The organism is Alcanivorax sp. NBRC 102024 (assembly GCF_001602235.1).
GTDB lineage: Bacteria > Pseudomonadota > Gammaproteobacteria > Pseudomonadales > Alcanivoracaceae > Alcanivorax.
Genome location: NZ_BDAS01000003.1, coordinates 126,202 through 142,588, shown reverse-complemented (window position 1 = coordinate 142,588; position 16,387 = coordinate 126,202). Strand labels below are relative to the sequence as shown.

14 protein-coding genes and 4 tRNA genes are annotated in these 16,387 nt (G+C 57.0%); 12 read left to right on the top strand and 6 right to left on the bottom strand.

Going from position 1 to position 16,387, the window contains the following annotated elements; genetic code table 11:
* Window positions 1-621, top strand: a complete 621-nt coding sequence (locus A0251_RS06950) for a tRNA-(ms[2]io[6]A)-hydroxylase (protein WP_062816128.1) — start codon at window positions 1-3, stop codon at window positions 619-621.
* Between the two features lie 111 nt (window positions 622-732).
* On the opposite strand, the gene A0251_RS06945 is transcribed toward A0251_RS06950, so the two are convergent.
* Genes A0251_RS06945 through A0251_RS06935 form a run of 3 tightly spaced genes read right to left on the bottom strand, consistent with a single transcriptional unit; the run spans window position 733 to window position 2,565 of the window.
* Window positions 733-1,464: a UDP-2,3-diacylglucosamine diphosphatase gene (locus tag A0251_RS06945; protein WP_062816127.1), complete on the bottom strand. Its 732-nt coding sequence runs from the start codon at window positions 1,462-1,464 to the stop codon at window positions 733-735.
* Between the two features lie 2 nt (window positions 1,465-1,466).
* Entirely contained in the window at window positions 1,467-2,063 is a 597-nt protein-coding gene (locus tag A0251_RS06940; RefSeq protein ID WP_062816126.1) for a peptidylprolyl isomerase, read from the bottom strand.
* Window positions 2,064-2,067: 4 nt separating this feature from the next.
* Entirely contained in the window at window positions 2,068-2,565 is a 498-nt protein-coding gene (locus A0251_RS06935) for a peptidylprolyl isomerase (RefSeq protein WP_062816125.1), read from the bottom strand.
* Window positions 2,566-2,725: 160 nt separating this feature from the next.
* On the opposite strand from A0251_RS06935, the gene A0251_RS06930 reads away from it, so the two are divergent.
* On the top strand, window positions 2,726-4,408 hold the full coding sequence (locus tag A0251_RS06930; RefSeq protein WP_062816124.1) for a glutamine--tRNA ligase/YqeY domain fusion protein: 1,683 nt from the start codon (window positions 2,726-2,728) through the stop codon (window positions 4,406-4,408).
* Between the two features lie 50 nt (window positions 4,409-4,458).
* Here A0251_RS06930 and A0251_RS06925 read toward each other — a convergent pair whose 3' ends face one another.
* A complete protein-coding gene (locus tag A0251_RS06925) occupies window positions 4,459-4,794 on the bottom strand; it encodes a YegP family protein (protein ID WP_062816123.1) in 336 nt (111 codons plus the stop codon).
* Between the two features lie 184 nt (window positions 4,795-4,978).
* Window positions 4,979-5,824 (bottom strand): bifunctional methylenetetrahydrofolate dehydrogenase/methenyltetrahydrofolate cyclohydrolase FolD, encoded by an 846-nt coding sequence (gene folD, locus A0251_RS06920; protein WP_062816122.1) that lies wholly within the window; start codon window positions 5,822-5,824, stop codon window positions 4,979-4,981.
* Between the two features lie 205 nt (window positions 5,825-6,029).
* Between folD and A0251_RS06915 the strand changes: the two genes are divergently transcribed.
* The 10 genes from A0251_RS06915 to A0251_RS06870 all read left to right on the top strand — a co-directional run bounded on the left by A0251_RS06915 (window position 6,030) and on the right by A0251_RS06870 (window position 15,425).
* A tRNA-Pro gene (locus A0251_RS06915) sits at window positions 6,030-6,106 on the top strand.
* A 25-nt stretch (window positions 6,107-6,131) separates the two neighbouring features.
* A tRNA-Arg gene (locus tag A0251_RS06910) sits at window positions 6,132-6,208 on the top strand.
* 43 nt (window positions 6,209-6,251) lie between these two features.
* A tRNA-His gene (locus tag A0251_RS06905) sits at window positions 6,252-6,327 on the top strand.
* A gap of 368 nt (window positions 6,328-6,695) precedes the next feature.
* Complete coding sequence (gene tig / locus A0251_RS06900) at window positions 6,696-8,009, top strand: trigger factor (RefSeq protein ID WP_062816121.1); 1,314 nt, start codon at window positions 6,696-6,698, stop codon at window positions 8,007-8,009.
* Between the two features lie 280 nt (window positions 8,010-8,289).
* The gene (gene clpP, locus A0251_RS06895) at window positions 8,290-8,946 is read left to right on the top strand and encodes an ATP-dependent Clp endopeptidase proteolytic subunit ClpP (RefSeq protein ID WP_103916937.1); all 657 of its coding nucleotides are present in this window, start codon (window positions 8,290-8,292) and stop codon (window positions 8,944-8,946) included.
* A gap of 131 nt (window positions 8,947-9,077) precedes the next feature.
* Window positions 9,078-10,358, top strand: a complete 1,281-nt coding sequence (gene clpX, locus A0251_RS06890; protein ID WP_062816120.1) for an ATP-dependent Clp protease ATP-binding subunit ClpX — start codon at window positions 9,078-9,080, stop codon at window positions 10,356-10,358.
* Between the two features lie 28 nt (window positions 10,359-10,386).
* Complete coding sequence (gene lon, locus A0251_RS06885; protein WP_062816119.1) at window positions 10,387-12,783, top strand: endopeptidase La; 2,397 nt, start codon at window positions 10,387-10,389, stop codon at window positions 12,781-12,783.
* Window positions 12,784-12,968: 185 nt separating this feature from the next.
* Complete coding sequence (locus A0251_RS06880) at window positions 12,969-13,241, top strand: HU family DNA-binding protein (RefSeq protein WP_035244197.1); 273 nt, start codon at window positions 12,969-12,971, stop codon at window positions 13,239-13,241.
* Window positions 13,242-13,251: 10 nt separating this feature from the next.
* Window positions 13,252-13,328 (top strand) — tRNA-Asp (locus tag A0251_RS06875).
* 165 nt (window positions 13,329-13,493) lie between these two features.
* Window positions 13,494-15,425, top strand: coding sequence for a SurA N-terminal domain-containing protein (locus A0251_RS06870; protein ID WP_062816118.1), 1,932 nt, complete (start codon window positions 13,494-13,496; stop codon window positions 15,423-15,425).
* 72 nt (window positions 15,426-15,497) lie between these two features.
* Here A0251_RS06870 and A0251_RS06865 read toward each other — a convergent pair whose 3' ends face one another.
* Window positions 15,498-16,298, bottom strand: a complete 801-nt coding sequence (locus A0251_RS06865) for an enoyl-ACP reductase (RefSeq protein WP_062816334.1) — start codon at window positions 16,296-16,298, stop codon at window positions 15,498-15,500.
* Window positions 16,299-16,387: the final 89 nt, after the last annotated feature.

The following is a 16,387-nucleotide window of genomic DNA, read 5'->3' as shown; positions in this document are numbered from 1 at the left end:
ATGCAAGATATCAGTTTCATTCACGAATTCCTGCCCTGTTCAACCCCATCGGCCTGGATCGACTGGGCGTTGCAGCATCCGGACATTCTTCTTATTGATCATGCCCATTGTGAGAAGAAAGCGGCCAGTACGGCCCTGAATCTCATGTTCCGTTATGTGGATCGGCCGGAATTGCTGGACGCCCTGAGCCAGCTGGCCCGGGAAGAGTTGCTGCATTTTGAACAAGTACTGCAGATCATGCGGCAGCGCGGTGTTAGCTACGACCATATGACGCCGGCCCGCTATGCCAAAGGTCTGCGACAGCATGTGCGCACCAGTGAGCCCGGCCGTCTTATCGACACCCTGATCGTAGGGGCGCTGATCGAAGCCAGAAGCTGCGAGCGCTTTGCCGCCCTGGCTCCCCATGTGGACGAGGAACTGGGTCGTTACTACCGCTATCTACTGAAAAGTGAATCACGGCACTTTGCGGATTATCTGGCACTGGCAGAAAAGTATGCCGGTGAACCGATTGAAGAGCGGGTGAGTTTTTTCAAGGAAGTGGAACGGGAGCTGGTGGAGTCGCCGGATTCGGAGTTCCGGTTTCATTCGGGAGTACCACAGCAGTTAACAGTGAACAGTTAATAGTTAACAGCTGCGCGAGCAGGGCCTTAAACAACGAGGCCGCGCTCATCTTATGGGCGCGGCCTCATGCGTTTGAAAATCATAAGCACGCTTAACGCGCGCTGTTCACTGTTAACTGATTTCGAAGCTTTCCAGTCTTAAGCCCTTCTCACTGTCCGCCACAATCTGCCATCCCAGCTTGCCCCAGTCCCCCAGCACCCAGCGTTTGCCCTGGCCGTCGGCCAGAGTCACATCGTGGATGTTGGGGCGGTGGGTGTGGCCGTGGATCAGGTGTTTGACGCCAGCTTCGTCCATCACCCGGACGACTTCTTCCGGGGTCACGTCCATGATGTTTTCGGCCTTGTTGGCGTTGTTGCCCTGGCTTTGCATGCGCATGCCCTGGGCGATCATGCGGCGTTCTTCCAGCGGTTTGGCCAGCATACCCTGCTGCCACTGGGGGCTGCGGGCCATGGTGCGGAATTGCTGATAGGCCGTATCCAGGGTGCACAGGCTGTCACCGTGCATCAGCAGGGCAGGGGTGCCATACAGATCGACCACGGTGCCTTCTTCGAGCAGGTTGCCACCACAGGCGGCAGCGAAGCCCTCACCGAGCATGAAATCCCGGTTGCCATGCATGAAATAGAGCTGGCTGCCGTTGTCGCTGAAACTGCGGAAGGCACTGATGGCTTCCTGATTGAACGGCGTGTCATCGTCATCGCCGATCCAGGCCTCGAACAGATCGCCCAAAACATAGAGCGCGTCTGCCTTGCCGGCATGGGCTTCCAGCAGTTTGCCCAGAGCCTCCAGATGTTCCGGTCGGGCCGGGTCCAGATGCAAGTCGGAAATAAACAGGGTGTAGCTCATGGTTACTGAGGGCCTTTCTCTGTGTCACCGGCTGCATCCAGGCGGTAGGCCCGGGTAATCAGAATGGGCACTTCCGGCACATCCCGTGCCATCATGCCATTCAGGCGCTGGCTGGTGGTGCGCTCGCGGGCGATATTGTCCACCACGGACATGCCGTCCGTGACTTTGCCGAACACGGCATAGCCCCAGCCGCGCGCGTTCTTGCCGGAAAAATCCAGATTGCCGTTGTCGACCAGATTGATAAAGAACTGAGCAGTGGCGGAGTGCGGGTCGCCGGTACGGGCCATGGCCAGAGTGCCACGCTCATTGCTCAGGCCGTTGTCCGCCTCATTCTGGATCGGGGCGCGGGTCGCCTTGCGTTGCCCGTTCTGGTCAAAACCGCCACCCTGAATCATGAAACCCCGAATGACCCGATGGAACAGGGTGCCGTCGTAGAAGCCCGCATCCACATATTTGAGGAAGTTGGCGACCGTCAGTGGGGCCTTGTCCTCGTAGAGTTCCACGGTGACAGGCCCGGCAGAGGTTTCCAGGCGAACCTGCGGGTTGGCGAGCAGCAGGGTCGGTACCAGGGTAAGCAGGGCGATGGCCAGAACGCGCATGGGCTCAGTCCTCGATCAGTTCAGCGGATTCGATCAGCACGGGTTCCACCGGCACATCCTGGTGGAAGCCGCTGTTACCGGTGGGCACATTGCGGATCTTTTCCACCACGTCCATGCCCTCGACCACAGCACCGAAGACCGCATAGCCCCAGCCATCCTGGCTGCGTTCCTTGTCCAGGAAGTGGTTATCGGCCACGTTGATGAAAAACTGGGCGGAGGCGGAATGTGGGTCCGGTGTGCGCGCCATGGCGATGGTGCCCACCTTGTTGGACAGACCATTGCCCGCCTCGTTCTGGATGGTGTCGCGGGTGGGTTTTTGCTGCATATCTTCGGTGAAACCGCCGCCCTGGATCATGAAATTGCTGATAACACGGTGGAAGATGGTGCCGTCGAAGTGGCCATCCTTGACGTATTGTACAAAGTTCTCGGTCGTGATCGGCGCCTTCTCTGCGTCCAGTTGCAGGGTGATTTTGCCGTAGGTTGTTGTCAGCACCACTTTCATCAGGTTTTCTCCGCAAGATGGGGCCGCTGGGCTTTTTGTTCCCGGGCTGGCCCTGAGTCTTTGACTGTTGGGGGGCGTACAGTACACTAGCGCACCTTCATTTTCACCGTGAGAGCCTGCCCATATTGAGGCTCTCAGCCTTCCGGACTGGCCAAGACCCATGAGCGAAACGAAAGCGCCCAGCAATTTTATCAGACAGATCATCGACCGTGACCTCGCAGAAGGTAAAAACGACGGCCAGGTGGTGACCCGTTTTCCGCCGGAACCCAATGGCTACCTGCATATCGGTCATGCCAAATCTATTTGTCTGAACTTCGGTATTGCCGAAAGCTATAACGGTACCTGCAACCTGCGCTTCGACGATACCAACCCGGAGAAGGAAGAAGACGAGTACATCCAGTCCATCAAGCAGGATGTGCAATGGCTGGGCTTCACCTGGCATGGCCAGGAACGGTTTGCCAGTGACTATTTTGATCGGCTTTATGAGCTGGCAGTGGAGCTGATCCACAAGGGGCTGGCCTATGTGGACAGCCTGAGCCCGGAGCAGATTGCCGAGTACCGGGGCAATTTCACCACCCCGGGCAGGCCAAGTCCCTACCGCGAGCGAAGCGTGGAAGAAAACCTGGCGCTGTTCGAGCAGATGCGCAGCGGCGAGCTGGATGAAGGGGCGGCGGTACTGCGTGCCAAAATCGACATGCAGAGCCCCAACCTGACGTTACGGGATCCGATTCTCTATCGAATCCGCAAGAAAGTGCATCACCAGACCGGTGACAAATGGGTGATCTACCCCATGTACGATTTTACCCATCCGCTGTCCGATGCCCTTGAGGGGATTACCCACAGCCTTTGTACCCTGGAGTTCGAGGATCATCGCCCCTTCTATGACTGGATCATTGAGAACACGTCGGTGCCCGCCAACCCACGCCAGTATGAGTTTGCCCGGCTCAACCTGAATTACACGGTGACCAGCAAGCGCAAGCTCAAACAGTTGGTGGATGAGGGCCATGTGGAAGGCTGGAACGACCCGCGCATGCCGACCATCAGTGGCCTGCGGCGTCGCGGTTACACCCCGGCTTCCATCCGTACCTTCTGTGAGTCCGTGGGCGTCAGTCGAGCGGATTCCGTGGTGGATATGGGCATGCTGGAAGCTGCCATTCGCGATGATCTGAACCACCATGCACCCCGCGCCATGTGTGTGCTGCACCCCTTGAAAGTCGTCATCGAAAACTGGCCGGAAGGGCACGAGGAGTCCCTCACTGCGCCGGTTCACCCGCAGAATGAGACCATGGGCACCCGGCAGGTGCCCATGACCCGTGAGGTGTATATCGACCGGGAAGATTTCCGCGAAGAGGCCAACAAGAAATTCAAGCGTCTGGTGCTGGGTGACCGGGTGCGCCTGCGCTATGGCTATGTGATTCGTGCCACGGACGTTGTGCGCGATGACAATGGCGAGATTCTGGAAGTACGGTGTACCTATGACCCGGATACCCTGGGCAAGAATCCGGAGAACGCGGAGGATCAGGGTAAGCTGCGGGGGGTGATCCACTGGGTCAGCGCCAGCAAGGGAGTGCCTTGCGAAGTGCGTCTTTACGACCGCCTCTTCACTGCCGCGAATCCCAACAAGACCGAAGAAGGGCAGACCTTCCTTTCCCACATCAACCCTGATTCCCTCAACGTGCTGGAAGGTTGCTGGGTGGAGCCGGGGCTGCGAGGGGCGCTGGCAGAAACCCGCTACCAGTTCGAACGTGAGGGCTATTTCTGCGTGGATCAGGAGAGCAAAGAGGACAAGCTGGTGTTCAACCAAACGGTGGGACTGCGTGAGTCCTGGCCCAAGGAGGCCTGATTCCGGCGACAGTCTGAAAAAAGGGGCCGCACAAGCGGCCCCTTTTTGTATCAATCAGTCAGATCGTCTACGGGGGCATCCGGGGCATTGTTTTTGACGGACTCAATGCCGTTTTCCATGCCACTGGTGCTTTTGTACATCTGGCTCTGGCCAATGATCTGGTGGTTGGCCGCTTTCAGGGAAAAATAATGCCTGCCGTCCTTGGCCTCCTTGCGTTCGTAGCGGCTGTCGTCCGGGGCATTCTTTTTTACTGAGTCCACACCGTTCTCACAGGCACCTTTGCTGGTGTACTGCTCGCTGGAGAGAATAATTTCTCCGTTACCGGCTTTCAGGCGGAAGATGTACTGCCCGTTGCTGGCCTTATCGATCTCGAATTTCCCTGCCATTGTCGTTCTCCCTGGGGCGATTGAAGGGCCTCGCGGATGAGGCTCGAGAAACTATAGGCCGCGGGAGAAGACAATAATGTTACCGCCGGTCGTGACTGCGTAGCGTAGCGTTGCTTTGCTGGAGGGTATCGCAAACAGGGAGAGGACGGTGCCACCTGTGGCGGCACCGCGGAGCGGGGAGGGGTTAGCCGAGCGCTTTCTCGCCAGACTGAAGGGTCTGGAAAATCAGGGTATTGATCGTCATTGGACCCACGCCGCCGGGTACCGGGGTATAGGCGCTGACCCGGTCCACCAGAGGCGTCAGCTCGATATCGCCACATTTCTCCGGGTGGAAGCCGGCATCCACTACGACGGCTCCATCCTTGATCCAGTCCGCCTTGATGAATTCCGGCTTGCCCACGGCGCCGACTACAATATCCGCTTGCTTGACCAGCTCCGGCAGGTTGCGGGTGCGGCTATGGCAGATGGTCACGGTGGCGTTGGCTTCCAACAGCATCATCGCCATGGGCTTGCCCAGGATGGCACTGCGCCCGACCACCACGGCGTGCTTGCCTTCCAGCTCAACCCGATAGTGCTCCAGCAGGCGCATGATGCCTTTCGGTGTGGCGCAACCGTAGGCCGCTTCGCCCATACTCATGCGACCAAAACCCAGGCAGGTGACGCCGTCCACATCCTTCTCCAGGCTGATAGCGTCGAAACAGGCCCGCTCGTCAATCTGCTCGGGCACCGGGTGCTGCAGCAAAATGCCGTGTACATCCGGGTTATGGTTCAGTTCACTGATCTTGGCCAGCAGTTGTTCGGTGGTGGTCTCCGCGGGCAGCTCGATGGCTTCGGATTCCATGCCGACACGGCGGCAGGCGTTCCCCTTCATCTTGACATAGGTGGCCGAGGCCGGATCGGCGCCGACCAGGATAGTGGCCAGAATAGGAGTGCGGCCGCCGGCCTTGGTCTTCAGGGCGTCAACACGCTCACGCATTTCCTCTTCAAACTGCTGGGCCAGGGCTTTGCCATCAAGAATCTGGGCGGTCATGATCGGGTCTCTCTAACATTGGCTGAAAATAGGCAAGGGAGTTGGGGCGAAAACGGCGCGATTCTCGCACGCACCGGCCATGGGCGCAAAAGTTGTCTAAAATCTGTACGTTAGGCATATTTTTGTTGCCAGGTCCGTTGACGCTCCCGGGGGTGCCGAGTATTATGCGCGCCTCGCTTTCAAGCTATGTAGGCGTGAAGAACATCGGGGTGTAGCGCAGCCTGGTAGCGCGCCTGCTTTGGGAGCAGGATGTCGGGGGTTCGAATCCCTCCACCCCGACCATTTTAGAGAAGGCGAAACCTGCAATGCGCCTGTAGCTCAACCGGATAGAGCAACGGCCTTCTAAGCCGTCGGTTGCAGGTTCGAGTCCTGCCAGGCGCGCCATTAGCCATTGCGGCGACGCGCAGGACAAACAATGTGGTTTATGGTGACTGTAGCTCAGTTGGTAGAGCCCCGGATTGTGACTCCGGTGGTCGGGGGTTCAAATCCCCTCAGTCACCCCAATTGAAAAGCCTCCGGGAACTCCCGGAGGCTTTTTCGTATGGGCCCCGGTAGAAGCTATCGCTGGGCTCTGTAGGCACAGTGGGCGCCTTTTGATTATAATCTGCGCCCGCTGAGCCTGATTGGGATCTGTACACAGCGTTTTAGCGACAACCGGAAGGGCCGGGCCCCTTATTGCCGCCAGGCTGCGATTACGATTGTTTATGTAGAGTGACTACAGCGCGCAATCGTAACCACGACCTGGCGACACACTCTAACGGGTGAAGAGGGACGCCGGCACGGCTGTGTATAGATTCCAATCAGGCTCATTCAGGCCGTCTGCTCTATCATGCGACGGCGAGCAGCAAAAAGTCTTTTTAAAGAGGATGTTATGCAGGTTTCTGTTGAAACGACTTCAGGTCTTGAGCGCCGTCTGACGGTGGGTGTGCCGGCGGAGAAAGTGGACTCTGCAGTAGAAGGCAAGCTCCAGGAAGCCCAGAAGAATGTCCGTCTGGACGGTTTCCGCCCGGGCAAAGTGCCCATGCGTGAAGTAAAGCGTCGCTTTGGCAGCGCCGTGCGTAACGAAGTGCTGGCCGATGTGATGCGTGAAGCGTTCATCGAAGCCGTGGAGCAGGAAAAGCTGCAGCCAGCGGGCATGCCGGGCTTTGAAGCCACCAAGAACGAAGCGGGCCAGGATCTGGAATTTGTTGCCACCTTCGAGGTATACCCGGATGTGGAGCTGTCTGCCTTTGATTCCATCGAAGTGGAAAAGCCCCAGGCAGAAGTCACCGACGCTGACGTGGACACCATGATCGAAACCCTGCGTCAGCAGCGTGCCCAGTTTGAAGAAGTGGACCGTGCTGCGGAAAGCGGTGACCGTGTCAACATCGACTTCAAGGGTCTGAAAGACGGTGAAGCCTTCGACGGCGGCAGCGCCGAAGGGCAGAACCTGGAGCTGGGCTCCGGTCAGATGATCCCCGGTTTTGAAGACGGTATCGTCGGCATGAAAGCCGGTGAGGAAAAGGATATCGATGTGACCTTCCCGGAGGACTACCAGTCCGAAGAGCTGAAAGGTCAGGCCGTGGTCTTCCAGATCAAGGTCAACAAGGTAGAGGGCAAGGCCCTGCCGGAAGTGGACGCCGAGTTCATGAAGGCCTTTGGTGTTGAAGATGGCGATGAGGCCAAATTCAAGGCGGAAGTGCGCAAGAACATGGAGCGCGAGCTGAAGAATGCGGTCACCGGCAAGGTGAAAGAGCAGGCGATGGATGGCCTGGTCAATCTGCACGAGTTTGACCTGCCGGGCGCCCTGGTCACCCAGGAAATCCAGCGCATGCGTCAGCAGATGATGCAGCAGTTCGGTGGCGGTCAGCAGTTTGACGCCTCCATCCTGCCGGATGACCTGTTCAAGGAACAGGCTGAGCGCTCCGTTCGTCTGGGTCTGGTGGTTCGCGCGATTCTCGACAAGCACGAGATCAAGGCTGATGCCGACAAGGTCAAAGCCCGTGTAGAAGAGATCGCCGAGCAATACGAGAAGCCGGAAGAAGTCGTTAACTGGGTGTACAGCAACCCCCAGCAGCTGCAGCAGATTGAAGGTGCGGTGCTGGAAGAGCAGGTTGTCGACCTGGTACTGGATAGTGCCAAGGTGGAAGAAAAAGCCATGTCCTACCAGGACGCGGTGAAGCCTCGCGAGCAAGCGCAAGGCTGATTCTTTCCGCTTTTTGACACCAAAACGGGGCCTTCTGGCCCCGTTTTGCGTTATTTATGCACAATTTGCGCAAGTTTTGCGCATTCAGACCCCGCCTGAGCCCACTTTTATAGACGCCCCCCATACACCGTCATAAGATGCTGGAAGACCTGTTCGTCCGGCCTGCCTTGTTTTCGGCTATGCCAGCCCCCATTGCAGCAATCAGGATGAGGTCGGCTACCGCCGATACCAACAAATCACAAGAGCGTCCCCGGACGATCGACGAGAAGGAAAGCGCTACATGATCGACTTGAGCCGTATCAACTCCATGACCCCGGAAATGCAGCAACTGAGCAAGGACCCCACCAATCTGGGTCTGGTGCCGGTGGTGATCGAGCAGACCGCCCGTGGCGAGCGTTCTTTTGATATTTATTCCCGCCTGCTCAAAGAGCGGGTGATTTTCATGATCGGCCAGGTGGAAGACCACATGGCGAATCTGATCGTGGCCCAGATGCTGTTTCTGGAGTCCGAAAACCCGGACAAGGATATTCACCTGTATATCAACAGCCCGGGTGGCTCTGTGACGGCGGGTATGTCTATTTATGACACCATGCAGTTCATCAAACCGGATGTGTCCACCATGTGCGTCGGGCAGGCTGCCAGCATGGGCGCCTTCCTGTTGGCTGCCGGTGCCGCTGGCAAGCGTTATGCCTTGCCGAATGCGCGGGTGATGATTCACCAGCCGCTGGGTGGTTTCCAGGGCCAGGCGTCGGATATCGAAATCCACGCCAAGGAAATCCTCAAGATCAAGGGGCAGCTCAACAGCTTGCTGGCGCACCACACCGGTCAGCCGCTGGAGCGGCTGGAGAAAGACACGGACCGTGATAATTTCATGGGCGCTGAAGAAGCCCAGGAATACGGCATCGTTGACGCGGTGTTGCGTCAACGTCCGGTGTAATTCGGTAAGCGTCGTACAAAAAGTGTCCTAACGGAAGGCCTGAGAGGCCCGGCGGGCTTGAAAAACCCCCCGTCTCCCTGCATCTTCAAAGAGACGCAAATACTCAAATACACAGGTTTAGAGGCGATTCAATGACCGACTCCACTGGCAAGGGCGACGACGGCAAGCTGCTGTACTGCTCTTTTTGTGGCAAAAGCCAGCATGAGGTCCGCAAACTGATTGCGGGGCCCTCGGTCTTTATCTGCGACGAATGCGTGGATCTGTGTAATGACATTATCCGCGAGGAAGTGCAGGAAGACACCGGAGATACCGGCGGAGAGAGCCTGCCGAAGCCCAACGAAATCAAGGAAACCCTTGATGAGTATGTCATTGGGCAGGAGCGAGCCAAACGTGTTCTCGCTGTAGCGGTGTACAACCATTACAAGCGTCTGCGCAGTACTGGCAAGGGCCGTGATGAAGTGGAGCTGGGCAAGAGCAATATTTTGCTTATCGGCCCCACCGGTAGTGGTAAGACACTATTGGCAGAGACCCTGGCCCGACTGCTCAATGTGCCTTTCACCATTGCGGATGCCACCACCCTCACCGAAGCCGGTTACGTGGGTGAGGATGTGGAAAACATCATCCAGAAGCTGCTGCAGAAGTGCGACTACGATGTGGACAAGGCCCAGCGCGGCATTGTCTATATCGATGAAATCGACAAGATTTCCCGCAAATCCGACAACCCGTCCATTACCCGTGATGTGAGCGGGGAGGGTGTGCAGCAGGCCCTGCTCAAACTGATTGAAGGCACGGTGGCTTCCGTGCCCCCGCAGGGCGGTCGCAAGCACCCCCAGCAGGAGTTCCTGCAGGTGGACACCTCCAACATGTTGTTCATCTGTGGCGGTGCGTTTGCCGGGCTGGACAAGGTGATTCGCGAGCGTTCCGAGAAAGGTGGGATCGGCTTCTCCGCAGAAGTGAAGAGCAAGGACGATGCCCGCAACCTGGGCGAGCTGCTGGTGGATGTGGAGCCGGAAGATCTGGTCAAGTATGGCCTGATTCCCGAATTTATCGGCCGTCTGCCGGTGATTGCCACACTGGAAGAACTCAGTGAGGAGGCTTTGGTGCAGATCCTGACCGAGCCTCGCAACGCCCTGACCAAGCAATACGCCCGCCTGTTCGAGATGGAAGGGGTGGAGCTGGATTTCCGCGATGATGCCCTGCGGGCCGTGGCCCACAAGGCCATGGAGCGCAAGACCGGGGCTCGTGGCCTGCGCTCCATTCTGGAAAGCGTGTTGCTCGATACCATGTATCAGGTTCCGTCCATGGACTCTGTCGCCAAGGTGGTTATCGACAGCCCCACCATCAAGGGTGAATCCGATCCGTTGTTGATTTACGAAAACAACGAGCAGTCTTCCAAGGTGGCACCGGATTAAGGTGCCGCCACGGCAATAGAGGCAATACGTGCTGAAAGATATCCCGCTTTTACCACTGCGTGACGTAGTGGTGTATCCCCACATGGTGATCCCGTTGTTTGTTGGCCGGGAAAAGTCCATTGCTGCGCTCGAAACAGCCATGGCCGACGACAAACAGATCATGCTGGTCGCCCAGCGCAATGCCTCCGACGACGACCCGGGCGTGGACGACATCTACCGGGTTGGTACTGTTTCGACCATCCTGCAGCTGCTGAAACTCCCTGACGGTACCGTTAAGGTGCTGGTGGAAGGCGGGCAGCGCGCCCACGTGGTCAAGGCCGAGTTCGGTGATCAGGGTGGTATCGCGGATGTGCGCGAGCTGGAAGAGGGGCTGCCTGAAGAGGGCGAGCAAGAAGCCCTGTCCCGTTCGTTGCAATCCCAGTTTGAGGATTACGTAAAACTTTCCAAGAAAGTCGCGCCGGAAGTCACCGGTTCCGTGTCTTCCATCGATGAAGTCAGCCGTCTGGCCGACACCATTGCCGCGCATCTGCAGCTGAAACTGGAAGAAAAGCAGGATGTCCTGGAGATGGTGGATGTCCGTGAGCGTGTCGAGCATCTGATTGCCCTGATGGAATCCGATATTGACGTGCTCAAGGTGGAAAAACGTATTCGTGGCCGCGTCAAGAAACAGATGGAGAAAAGCCAGCGCGAGTACTATCTGAACGAACAGATGAAAGCCATCCAGAAAGAGTTGGGTGATCTGGACGACAGCGGCAACGACCTGGAAGACCTGGAAAAGAAAATTGAAAACGTGGGCATGCCCAAGGAAGCCCTCGAGAAGTCCATGAATGAGCTGAACAAGCTCAAGATGATGTCACCCATGTCCGCGGAAGCCACGGTAGTAAGAAGCTATCTTGACTGGATGACATCGGTGCCATGGAAAAAACGCAGCCGCGTTCGCCACGATCTGGCCCATGCCAAGGAAGTGCTTGATCGCGACCACTATGGTCTGGAAGAAGTGAAAGACCGTATTCTGGAATTTCTGGCCGTGCAAAGCCGTGTGGGCAAGGTCAAGGGGCCGGTATTGTGTCTTGTGGGCCCTCCCGGTGTGGGCAAAACCTCCCTGGGGCAATCCATTGCCCATGCCACCAATCGCAAGTTTGTGCGAATGGCCCTCGGCGGGGTGCGCGATGAGGCGGAAATTCGTGGCCACCGTCGCACCTACATTGGTTCACTGCCTGGCAAAGTGGTCCAGAAATTGTCCAAGGTCGGCGTAAAAAACCCGCTGTTCCTGTTTGATGAAGTCGACAAGATGGGCATGGATAACCGTGGTGATCCGGCCTCCGCGTTGTTGGAAGTGCTCGATCCCGAACAGAACGACACCTTCAGCGATCATTATCTTGAAGTTGACTACAATCTGTCGGAAACCCTGTTTATCTGCACCTCTAACTCCATGAACATTCCGGCACCCTTGCTGGACCGCATGGAAGTGATCCGTCTGCCAGGCTATACGGAAGACGAAAAGGTCAATATTGCCCTCCAGTACTTGGTCCCGAAACAGATCAAGAACAATGGCCTGAAGAAAGACGAAGTGGTTTTCGACGAGAGCGTGCTGCGCTATGTGGTTCGTCACTACACCCGTGAAGCCGGGGTTCGTGGGCTGGAGCGGGAAGTGAGCAAGATTTGCCGCAAGGTGGTCAAGGAGCACTTGCTGGCGAACGAGGCCAAGACCGTTACCTTGTCTGAAGAGCTGATCGAACATTACCTTGGTGTGCGCAAGTTCAGTTTCGGTCGTGCGGAAGAGCAAGACCAGGTTGGACAGGTTACCGGGTTGGCATGGACCTCCGTTGGCGGCGAGCTGCTCACCATCGAAAGTGTTTCCACTCCGGGCAAAGGCCGCGTAATCTCTACCGGTTCCCTGGGTGATGTGATGCAGGAGTCTATTCAGGCTGCATGGACAGTTGTGAAAAGCCGTGCCGGTACCCTTGGAATTCGACGCCGCACACTGGAACGCAACGATCTGCACATGCATGTGCCAGAGGGTGCGACTCCGAAAGATGGGCCCAGTGCGGGTATTGGCATGTGTACCGCCATGGTTTCTGTACTGACCGGGATCCCGGTCCGTGCGGATGTGGCCATGACCGGTGAAATTACCCTGCGCGGTCAAGTGCTTCCCATCGGTGGCCTGAAAGAAAAATTGCTGGCCGCTCACCGTGGTGGCATCAAGACGGTATTGATACCGGAAGAAAATGAGAGGGACCTCAAAGAGATCCCTGACAATATCAAGTCGTCCCTGGATATCCGTCCTGTCAAATGGATTGACCAGGTGCTTGATGTGGCGCTAACTCATCAACCCAGCCCGCTGAGCGAAGCGGAACAGGAAGAGGATTTGGCGCTCGCAGAAGAGAAAAACCAGGAAGGCACAAAGCGTCCCAGTACACATTAACGGGTCGGATTTGAAGCTTTTTAAATTATTGATCTATATGGTTTTTCATTTTTTTTAACTTGGGTGCGATGATACCTTTCCTTTCTTGACGCTCCTTATACCCGTTGGTATAAAGGCGGCTTGCTCAGGAGGAGAGTACATCACGCCTCGACCATAAAACCGGGAAAAACAGAAAGGGGAACTTTGTGAATAAGTCAGAGTTGATTGATGCGATTGCCGCTAGCGCGGATATTTCCAAGGCCGACGCAGGCCGTGCACTGGATGCTACTTTGGAAGCGGTAACTGGCGCCCTGAAAAAAGGTGACAGCGTTTCTCTGGTAGGTTTTGGCACTTTTGCTGTGAAAGAGCGCGCTGCTCGTGAAGGCCGCAACCCGCAAACTGGTCAGACCATTCAGATCGCCGCCGCCAAAGTACCGGGCTTCAAAGCCGGTAAGGCACTGAAAGACGCGGTGAACTAAACTGTTTGCGGGAGCGGTAGTTCAGCTGGTTAGAATACCGGCCTGTCACGCCGGGGGTCGCGGGTTCGAGTCCCGTCCGCTCCGCCAGTTTGAGGAAGCGCAGCCGTAAGCGGGTGCGCTTTTTTCCGTTTAGGGAACCTGCAGTCATTATTGCGGTTCTCATATAACAAGATTGAATTCGACAGTTTTTACCTGACGCCATGTTGAAGTCACCGGCTCAGGTTTTAATAAGAGTCCCTACGGAGTATTTTCATGCAGGAGTTCAGACGGTTTGTCCGCGGTCCCGTGGGCAAGGTCCTGCTTGCCGCGATTATCCTTCCTTTTGTCATTTCCGGCTTCTATGGGTATTTCACCGGAGGCGGAAGCGGGGATGTGGTTGCCGAAGTGGAAGGCAACAAAATCACCCGAAGTATGGTCAATCAGCGCGTTGAACGCGTTCGTGACATGCTGCGACAGCAAAGTCCGAACATTGACCCCTCCATGCTGGATTCCTTTGTGCGTCCTGAAATGGTTCTTGAGGGGCTGGTCAATGAACAGCTGATTCTGGCAGCAGCACAAAATGCCAACCTGGCATTCAGTGAAACCCAGGCCGCACGCGATATTTATCAGATCCCCCTGTTTCAGGAAAATGGCAAGTTTTCCGAAACCCGTTTCGAGCGGGAGCTGCGTAGCCGGGGTATGACTCCGCAGAGCTACATTCAGGGCCTGCGTCAGGATGTGATCAAAGAGCAGTATCGTAGTGGCTTCGTGGCGACCAATTTCGCGCTTCCTGCGGAGTTGAGCGAACAGCGCCGCCTGGGCGAACAGGTTCGTGATATTCGCTATGTGGCCCTGGATATGAGTGCCCTGCGTAGCGAGTTCACCGTGACCAGCGAGGACGTTCAGGCCTACTACGATGAAAATCAGGCAGAGTTCATGCGCCCGGAGGAATTCCGCATCAGCTATGTGAGGCTGGCGGCTGAGGATTATGCGGATCAGGTCTCTGTCAGCGACGAGGACGTGGCGGCAGAGTATCAGGTGCGTCGTTCCATCATGGAAGAATCCGGAGCCGGTGCGGCCCGTAAAGTGGCGCATATTCTGGTGGAAATTAACGGCGACAGGGACCTGCAGCAGGCGCAGGCGCGTGCCAGCGAGGCGGCTCAGGCTATCGCTGCGGGGGCATCTTTTGCTGATGTGGCTGCCGAGTATTCCGACGATCCGGGCTCCGCCAATGCTGGCGGTGATCTGGGCGTGGTCTCCAAAGGCGCGCTGCCTGAAGAGATGGAAGAGGCCATTGCCAGTCTTGAGCCCGGGATGGTTTCCGAGCCGGTTGTCACCGATGCGGGTGTTCACCTGATCAAGGTGTCCGAGGCTGTTCGTGAGCAGGACCTGCCTACACTGGAGGCGCTTAGCGAACAGATTCGTGCTGATCTCAAGCAGGGTCGTGCAGAAACCCTGTTGAATGAAGATGTGGCGCGTCTTGAAGAGCTGCTGTACGAACACAGTGATATGGCTGTTCCGGCCGAACAGGTGGGGGCAGAAGTCCAAACCACCGAATGGGTTGCCTTGTCAGCTCTGCCAGCGCCACTGTCTGCGCCCCAGGTTCAACAGGCACTTAACAGCGATCAGGTGCGTAAGGATCGCCATAACAGTGATCTGATCGAAACGGCGCCGGGTGAGTATCTGGCGGTTCGCATTGCTGAAGAAAAGCCTGCCGAAGCTCTGCCACTGGAGGACGTCGCCGCTGTGATTCGCGAGCGTCTCAAGGCCGAGCTGGCAGCGGACAAGGCCCAGCAGTTGTCCGCCCAGGCAGAGGAGCAATTACAGCAAGGGGCAACACTGGATGAGATCGCCTCCCTGTTTGGTAGCGAAATCGAGGAACAGGAAGGGCTTCAGCGCGGTGGCGCCGAGCCGTTCATGGAAGTGGTCAACGGTGCTTTTGCCTTGCCCAAGAGCAATGAAGGTGCGCCTTCCTCCATCGAGCTGACTCGGGTGGGAGATGGTTCCCTGGTTGCTTATCAGGTAACCCGTGTGGAAGACGGTAACGTTGAGCCTCTGTCCGAAGTCCAGCAACAGGCTGCGCTGCTTCAGCTTGGTAATATTGAAGGGCAACGCAGTTTCCGCCAGGTGGTGGCACTGCTGCGCGATGAGGGCGACGTGGACCTCAACCTGGGACGGCTGAGCAGTAACACTGCCGATCAGTAGCCTGGCCAGGGCACAAAAAAAGCTCACCAGCGATGGTGAGCTTTTTTTTGTGCTGAATGATCTGTTTTGGGGTTACTCGCTATCCATTTCGAAAGGCATGGATACGGTGCTTGCCCCGGCATCGACGTAGGTGATTTCACCGGTAATGCCGGAAGCCAGATCAGAGCACAGGAAAGCGGCTACGTTACCCACTTCCTCGATGGTCACATTGCGACGCAAAGGCGCTTTGGCAGCATTGTAGTCCAGCATGCTGCGAAATTTCTTGATACCGGATGCTGCCAGGGTGCGGATGGGGCCGGCAGAGATGCCGTTCACGCGGATGCCATCCGGGCCCATACTGGAAGCCAGATACCGGACAGAGGCTTCCAGGCTGGCCTTGGCCAGACCCATCACGTTGTAGTTCGGCACGGTTTGTCGGGCGGCATGATAGGTCAGGGTCAGCAGGGAACCATTGCGGTTGGCCATCATCTGGCGGCCGGCCTTGGCCAGGGCAACGAAGCTGTAGCTGGAAATATCATGGGCGATACGGAAGCCTTCCCGGGTGGCCACGTCGGCAAAGTTGCCATCCAGCTCATTGCCGGGGGCAAAGCCCACCGCATGGATAATGCCATCCAGGCCGTCCCATTGTTTGCCCAGGGAGGTGAACACAGCCTCGATTTCTTCATCGCTTGCCACATCGCAGGGGTAGCACAGGGCTTCGCTACTGCCATAGCGTTCGGCCGCTTTCACGACCCGGCTTTTCAGTTTCTCGTTCTGGAAGGTAAAGGCCAGCTCAGCACCCTCGCGATGCATTGCTTCGGCGATACCTGTGGCAATGGAGCGGTCACTGGCGACGCCGACAATCAGGTAGCGTTTGCCTGCTAGAAATCCCATGGTCATCCCTCGTGGTTCTGGTTGTTCCGATTGGTGGCCAACATAACGACTGGGCCAAGTATAGGCAATTAAAGCGGGTTTGACGTCTC

What these genes read in the sequence shown, in the direction of transcription:
- A0251_RS06930 (WP_062816124.1), top strand. Translation starts at nt 2,726, where the DNA reads ATGAGCGAAACGAAAGCGCCCAGCAATTTTATCAGACAGATCATCGAC.
- clpX (WP_062816120.1), top strand. Translation starts at nt 9,078, where the DNA reads ATGACCGACTCCACTGGCAAGGGCGACGACGGCAAGCTGCTGTACTGC.
- A0251_RS06935 (WP_062816125.1), bottom strand. Translation starts at nt 2,565, where the DNA reads ATGAAAGTGGTGCTGACAACAACCTACGGCAAAATCACCCTGCAACTG.
- A0251_RS06945 (WP_062816127.1), bottom strand. Translation starts at nt 1,464, where the DNA reads ATGAGCTACACCCTGTTTATTTCCGACTTGCATCTGGACCCGGCCCGA.
- A0251_RS06865 (WP_062816334.1), bottom strand. Translation starts at nt 16,298, where the DNA reads ATGGGATTTCTAGCAGGCAAACGCTACCTGATTGTCGGCGTCGCCAGT.
- A0251_RS06950 (WP_062816128.1), top strand. Translation starts at nt 1, where the DNA reads ATGCAAGATATCAGTTTCATTCACGAATTCCTGCCCTGTTCAACCCCA.
- clpP (WP_103916937.1), top strand. Translation starts at nt 8,290, where the DNA reads ATGATCGACTTGAGCCGTATCAACTCCATGACCCCGGAAATGCAGCAA.
- A0251_RS06870 (WP_062816118.1), top strand. Translation starts at nt 13,494, where the DNA reads ATGCAGGAGTTCAGACGGTTTGTCCGCGGTCCCGTGGGCAAGGTCCTG.
- A0251_RS06940 (WP_062816126.1), bottom strand. Translation starts at nt 2,063, where the DNA reads ATGCGCGTTCTGGCCATCGCCCTGCTTACCCTGGTACCGACCCTGCTG.
- tig (WP_062816121.1), top strand. Translation starts at nt 6,696, where the DNA reads ATGCAGGTTTCTGTTGAAACGACTTCAGGTCTTGAGCGCCGTCTGACG.
- folD (WP_062816122.1), bottom strand. Translation starts at nt 5,824, where the DNA reads ATGACCGCCCAGATTCTTGATGGCAAAGCCCTGGCCCAGCAGTTTGAA.
- A0251_RS06925 (WP_062816123.1), bottom strand. Translation starts at nt 4,794, where the DNA reads ATGGCAGGGAAATTCGAGATCGATAAGGCCAGCAACGGGCAGTACATC.